Genomic DNA, 4,871 nt, shown 5'->3' on the forward strand with positions numbered 1-4,871 from the left:
GCGCGGGGCGCGCCCGCGGGCGGGGCGCCCCCCCCCCCGCCCCCGGCCGCCGGCGGCGGGGGGGCGCCCCCCCCCCCGCCACATGGGGTGGTCGTCGACCACCATCACCCGGATCGGCCCGCCGCCGTCCCCGCCGGTGCCGTCCGTTCCCGGTCCTGTCGCCGTCCCCGCCGTGTCCACCGTGCTCCGCTCGCTCATCGCTCCGTCTCTCCCCGTCCCCGTGGCCCCGCGGAACCGCGCGGAACCTTCAACTCGACTTCTGTGCCCTGTCCCGGCACCGACACCAGCTCGGCCGAACCGCCCAGGTCCCGCAGCCGGCCGCGGATCGAGAGGGCGACACCGAGCCGCCCCTCGCCCTCCGCCTGCGCGAGCCGGCCCTCCGGGATGCCGGGGCCGTCGTCCCGTACGGTCACGATCACTTCCTGTCCCCAGTCCTCGACCAGGATCCAGGCGCGGGCGTCCTCGCCCGCGTGTCTGTTCACATTGTCCAGGGCGGCGCCGACGGCCGCCGCCAGTTCGCGGGCCGCCGCGGGCTCCAGTACGACGGGGGCGCCCGGTTCGGAGAAGGTGACCCGGGAGCCGGCGTACGGCGCGAGCAGTGTCCGCAGGTCGCACGGGCCGGATCCGGCCTCCGCGTCCTCGGCCCGGCCCTCGGTGTCGTCGGCGGGGGCGCCCGGGACGGCCGGGGGGCGCGCGGCGGGCACCAGCCCGCTGGAGACCAGCGTCCGCAGGGCGATCTCCTGCTCACCGGCGAGACGGCCCAGCTCGGCCGCCTCGCCGCCCAGCGCCGTACCGCGCCGCTGCACCATGGCGAGGACCTGGAGCACGCTGTCGTGGATGTCGCGGGCCAGCCGCTCCCGTTCGCGGGTGGCGGCCTCGATCTCCAGGGCGCGGGCCAGGGTGCGTTCGGAGGCGCGGGCGACCTCCACGACGTAACCGATGGCGATGGAGGCGACCCACACGAGGAGCACGTTGTGCACGGTGTCCAGGGTGGGGTGGCCGCGTTCGATCAGATTGGCCGCGGCGACGAAGGTCGACGCGAAGGCGGCCCACCGCCAGCCGCCCTTGACGGCGAAGGCGAGGACCGATCCGGCGACCCATATCGACGGCAGGGTCAGCCCGTCGACGGAGCGTGCCTGGACGTCGGCGAAGGGGGTGAGCAGGATGCCGGTGAGCCCGATGGTGAGATCGACGCCGAGGAAGCGCTTGGTGCAGCTCTCCGCGCCCGCGACCCTGGGGAGCGTGGCGAGCGTCCAGATCGCCAGGACGGCGAGGAAGGACGCGGCGACCCACGGGCGTTCGAAACGACCGCGTTCGAGGACGAAGAGCAGCACCGCGTAGACCATCGTCAGGACGCGGTAGCCGCCCAGCGCACGCCACAGCGGCTGCTCGACCGACATCCGCACCACGCGCTCGCCCTTGGCCATGTCCCCTGCCCTCCCCCGCCCTCCCGGGCCCAGCCGTCCCCCGGGCGTCCGCCCGGCCGGGGCTCAACCCCCGGCGGGCGACGCCGCCTTCGCCGCGTCCGCGATCTGCCGCTTGGCCGCGGTCGCGTAGATGTCCACGTACTCCTGGCCGGACAGCTTCATGATCTCGTACATCACCTCGTCGGTGACCGAGCGCAGGATGAAGCGGTCCCCCTCCATGCCCTGGTAGCGCGTGAAGTCCAGCGGCTTGCCGATCCTGATCCCCGGGCGCATCAGCTTGGGGACGACCTTGCCGGGCGGCTGGATCTTCTCGGTGTCGATCATGGCCACGGGGATGACGGGCGCGCCGGTGGCGAGCGCCACGCGTGCCAGACCGCCGGGCTTGCCCCGGTAGAGGCGGCCGTCGGGCGAGCGGGTGCCCTCGGGGTAGATGCCGAAGAGTTCGCCGTTCTCCAGGACCTTTATGCCGCTCTGGATCGCCGCCTCGCCCGCACCGCGCCCGCCGGAACGGTCGACGGGAAGCTGTCCGACGCCCTTGAAGAAGGCGGCGGTCAGCTTGCCCTTCACCCCGGGCGAGGTGAAGTACTCCGCCTTCGCGATGAAGGTGACCTTGCGGTCGAGCACCGCCGGGAGGAAGAACGAGTCCGAGAACGAGAGGTGGTTGCTCGCCAGGATCGCGGGCCCCTCGGCGGGAACGTTCTCAAGTCCCTCCACCCAGGGCCTGAAGGCAAGCTTCAGCGACCCTCCGATGGAGAACTTCACTGCGCCGTAGATCACTCGATTTTTCCTTCTGTTGTGCTGTGGACCGACCTTAACCCGTGAGGTGCCCGCTCTCCCCTCCCCGGGCCGGTCACAGGGGCGTGCCGCGCGGTCCGGGGAAGGTGCGGACGGACCTGGTCGGTGTCGGTCCGGTCGCGTACGGTGAAGTACACCTTCCCGAGCCTCACGAACAGGAGACCTCTGGTGCCGGTCCTTCCTGGAGCCGAGCCGTACCGCCATGAGGGCGGCGAGGTCGGCGTCCTCCTCTGTCACGGATTCACCGGTTCCCCCCAGTCGCTGCGCCCCTGGGCCGAGTATCTGGCCGGGCAGGGGCTGACCGTGTCCCTCCCGCTGCTGCCGGGGCACGGCACCCGCTGGGAGGACATGAGGCTCACGGGGTGGCAGGACTGGTACGCGGAGGTGGACCGGGCCCTGCGGGAGCTGCTGGAGCGGTGCGAGCGGGTCTTCGTGCTGGGGCTGTCGATGGGCGGGGCGCTGGCGCTGCGGCTGGCCGCGCGGCACGGGCAGGCGGTCAGCGGGGTCGTCGTGGTCAACCCGGGGATCAAGGTGCACGGGGCGGCGGCGTACGCGCTGCCGGTCCTGCGCCATCTCGTGCCGACGACCAAGGGGCTGACGAGCGACATCGCCAAGGAGGGCAACGCCGAGGTCGGTTACGACCGGGTGCCGCTGCACTGCGCGCACTCGCTGCGGAATTTCTTCCGGCTGGTGGACGGGGAGCTGCCCCGGGTCAACCAGCCGCTGCTGCTGCTGCACAGCGCGGTGGACCATGTGGTGCCGCCGGCCGACTCGGCGAGGATCCTCGGCCGGGTCTCCTCGACGGATGTTCGCGAGGTCCTGCTGGAACAGAGCTACCACGTCGCGACGTTGGACCATGACGCGGAGCGGATTTTCGAGGAGAGTCACGCGTTCATCGGCCGGCTCGCTCCGACTGTCGGGAAGAAGGGGAGCACCACCGGTGGCTGAGCATGACGCGAACCGCGAACCGCAGCCGATCGACGAGGAGGCGGCCTGGGCGGCGATCGTCGCCGGGTACGGGGAGGAGCCGGCGGACCCGCCGGGCGCCAAGCCGTTCAAGTCGGTCGAGGACCTGGCGCTGCTGGAGGGCGACCGTAACGGGCCCAGACCCGGGTCGGAGGGCCTCGACGCCGGGAGGAAGACGCCGGAGCCCCCGGAGCTGCTGAAGCCCGCGCCGTCGGCGGACCCGGCCGGCCGCGCGGGGGCCCCCGCGGCCGCCGGTACGGAGCGGACCTCGGCGGAAGCCAAGGACACGGGCTCGGCGGACACGGGCGCCACGGACGCGGCGGAGGACGGCGACGGAGCGGGCACCCCGGACGGGAAGAAGGACGCGGACGGGGCCCCCGGGGCGGGGACGTCCGCGCTGGGCTCCTCGGTCACCTTCGCGCCCGGTGTCGGCGGGCCCGGTATCGCCCTCCCCGGAGCCGGCGGTCCCCGTGACTACCGGCTCGCGGAGCCCGAGGACGGCGCCGGGGACGACGAGGGCCACTTCGTCCCGCCGGAGCCGCCCCCGCTGCCCGAGTCCGACGTGACGTCCAGGTTCGCCTGGCTCGCGGTGATCGGCGGTCCGGTGCTGATGCTGATCGCGGTCCTGCTGAGCTGGGACATGACCTGGTGGCTGACCACGCTCTGCATCGGCGGCTTCCTGGGCGGTTTCGCCACGCTGGTGGCGCGGATGGACCCGGACGACGACGGGAGCGACGACCCGGGCCGCGGCGCGGTCGTCTAGTACTGCGACCCCCGGATGCGGTTGCAGTACTAAGGCTGCCGGCGATTACGGGGCGGGTACGCGCAGGGCGGCGAGCACCGGAAGGTGGTCGGTGGCCGCGCGCAGGTCGGACTCGGTGACGCCGGGGAGCCCGCGCGGCACCCCGCAGCCGAGGACGTCGATCCCCCCGGTGGCGAGGACGGCGTCGATGCGCTGGTGCGGGCGGTCCGGGGTGGAGGTGTACTCGCCGCCCCACGGGCCGACCGCCCAGCCGTCCTGGAGCCGCCCGGCCAGCAGCCGGAAACTCCGGCCGCCGGGCCGCTCGTTGAGATCGCCCGCCACGACCGCGTGCGGTACGTCCATCGCCGCCAGCCGGTCGAGCACCATCCCCGCCTGTGCGTACCGTTCGGCGGCCTGGAGGCTGAGGTGGCAGCTCAGCACCGCGAGGCGGGCGCGCCCGATCCGTACCACCGCGGTGGCGAAGCCGCGCCGGTGCAGCCCCGGGGTGTGCGGCAGCAGGACGTCCTCGGCGCGTTCGACCGCGACGCGCAGCGAGCACAGCAGCAGCGGCCCCGTCGCGGGCGCCCCGCCGCCGAGCACCACGAGCCCGGTGTGCGCGGCCAGCCAGGCGGCCCGCTTGCGCCAGCGGAAGAAGCGGGGCGCCTCCTGCACACAGACCAGGTCGGGCGCGCAGGCGGTGATCACCCGTGCCAGCGCCGCGCGGTCGTCGCGCATCGAGCGGACGTTGTAGCTGAGCACCCGGATCACGGCCGAACCGTCCGGTTCGGTACGGGAGTCCGGCAGCGGGGGTGGGGGCGGAGGCGTCGCCATGCTGGGGACGATACGGCAGCAACCGGGCCCGTACGGGCCGACGCGACCCGTACGGGGACCACGACTCGGGTCCGTACGGCACCGCGCCCGCCGTCCCTCCCCTCGCGGGG

At 73.8% G+C, this 4,871-nt stretch carries 5 protein-coding genes; 2 read left to right on the top strand and 3 right to left on the bottom strand.

All coding sequences use genetic code 11. The annotated features are described in order from the left end of the window. Window positions 1–194: 194 nt before the first annotated feature. Both macS and ACFXPK_RS32515 read right to left on the bottom strand, forming a co-directional pair. Window positions 195–1,427, bottom strand: coding sequence for a MacS family sensor histidine kinase (gene macS, locus ACFXPK_RS32510; RefSeq protein WP_385080749.1), 1,233 nt, complete (start codon window positions 1,425–1,427; stop codon window positions 195–197). A gap of 63 nt (window positions 1,428–1,490) precedes the next feature. Further along, window positions 1,491–2,204, bottom strand: a complete 714-nt coding sequence (locus ACFXPK_RS32515; protein ID WP_385004239.1) for a lysophospholipid acyltransferase family protein — start codon at window positions 2,202–2,204, stop codon at window positions 1,491–1,493. A gap of 186 nt (window positions 2,205–2,390) precedes the next feature. On the opposite strand from ACFXPK_RS32515, the gene ACFXPK_RS32520 reads away from it, so the two are divergent. Then, window positions 2,391–3,170, top strand: a complete 780-nt coding sequence (locus ACFXPK_RS32520; RefSeq protein WP_385004237.1) for an alpha/beta hydrolase — start codon at window positions 2,391–2,393, stop codon at window positions 3,168–3,170. Then, a complete protein-coding gene (locus tag ACFXPK_RS32525) occupies window positions 3,163–3,951 on the top strand; it encodes a hypothetical protein (RefSeq protein ID WP_385080751.1) in 789 nt (262 codons plus the stop codon). Before ACFXPK_RS32520 ends, ACFXPK_RS32525 begins: the two co-directional genes overlap by 8 nt. A gap of 45 nt (window positions 3,952–3,996) precedes the next feature. On the opposite strand, the gene ACFXPK_RS32530 is transcribed toward ACFXPK_RS32525, so the two are convergent. Further along, the gene (locus ACFXPK_RS32530) at window positions 3,997–4,761 is read right to left on the bottom strand and encodes an endonuclease/exonuclease/phosphatase family protein (RefSeq protein ID WP_385080753.1); all 765 of its coding nucleotides are present in this window, start codon (window positions 4,759–4,761) and stop codon (window positions 3,997–3,999) included. Window positions 4,762–4,871 lie beyond the last annotated feature (110 nt).

The sequence above is a fragment of the Streptomyces sp. NPDC059142 genome, assembly GCF_042755665.1.
Taxonomy (GTDB): Bacteria; Actinomycetota; Actinomycetes; order Streptomycetales; family Streptomycetaceae; genus Streptomyces.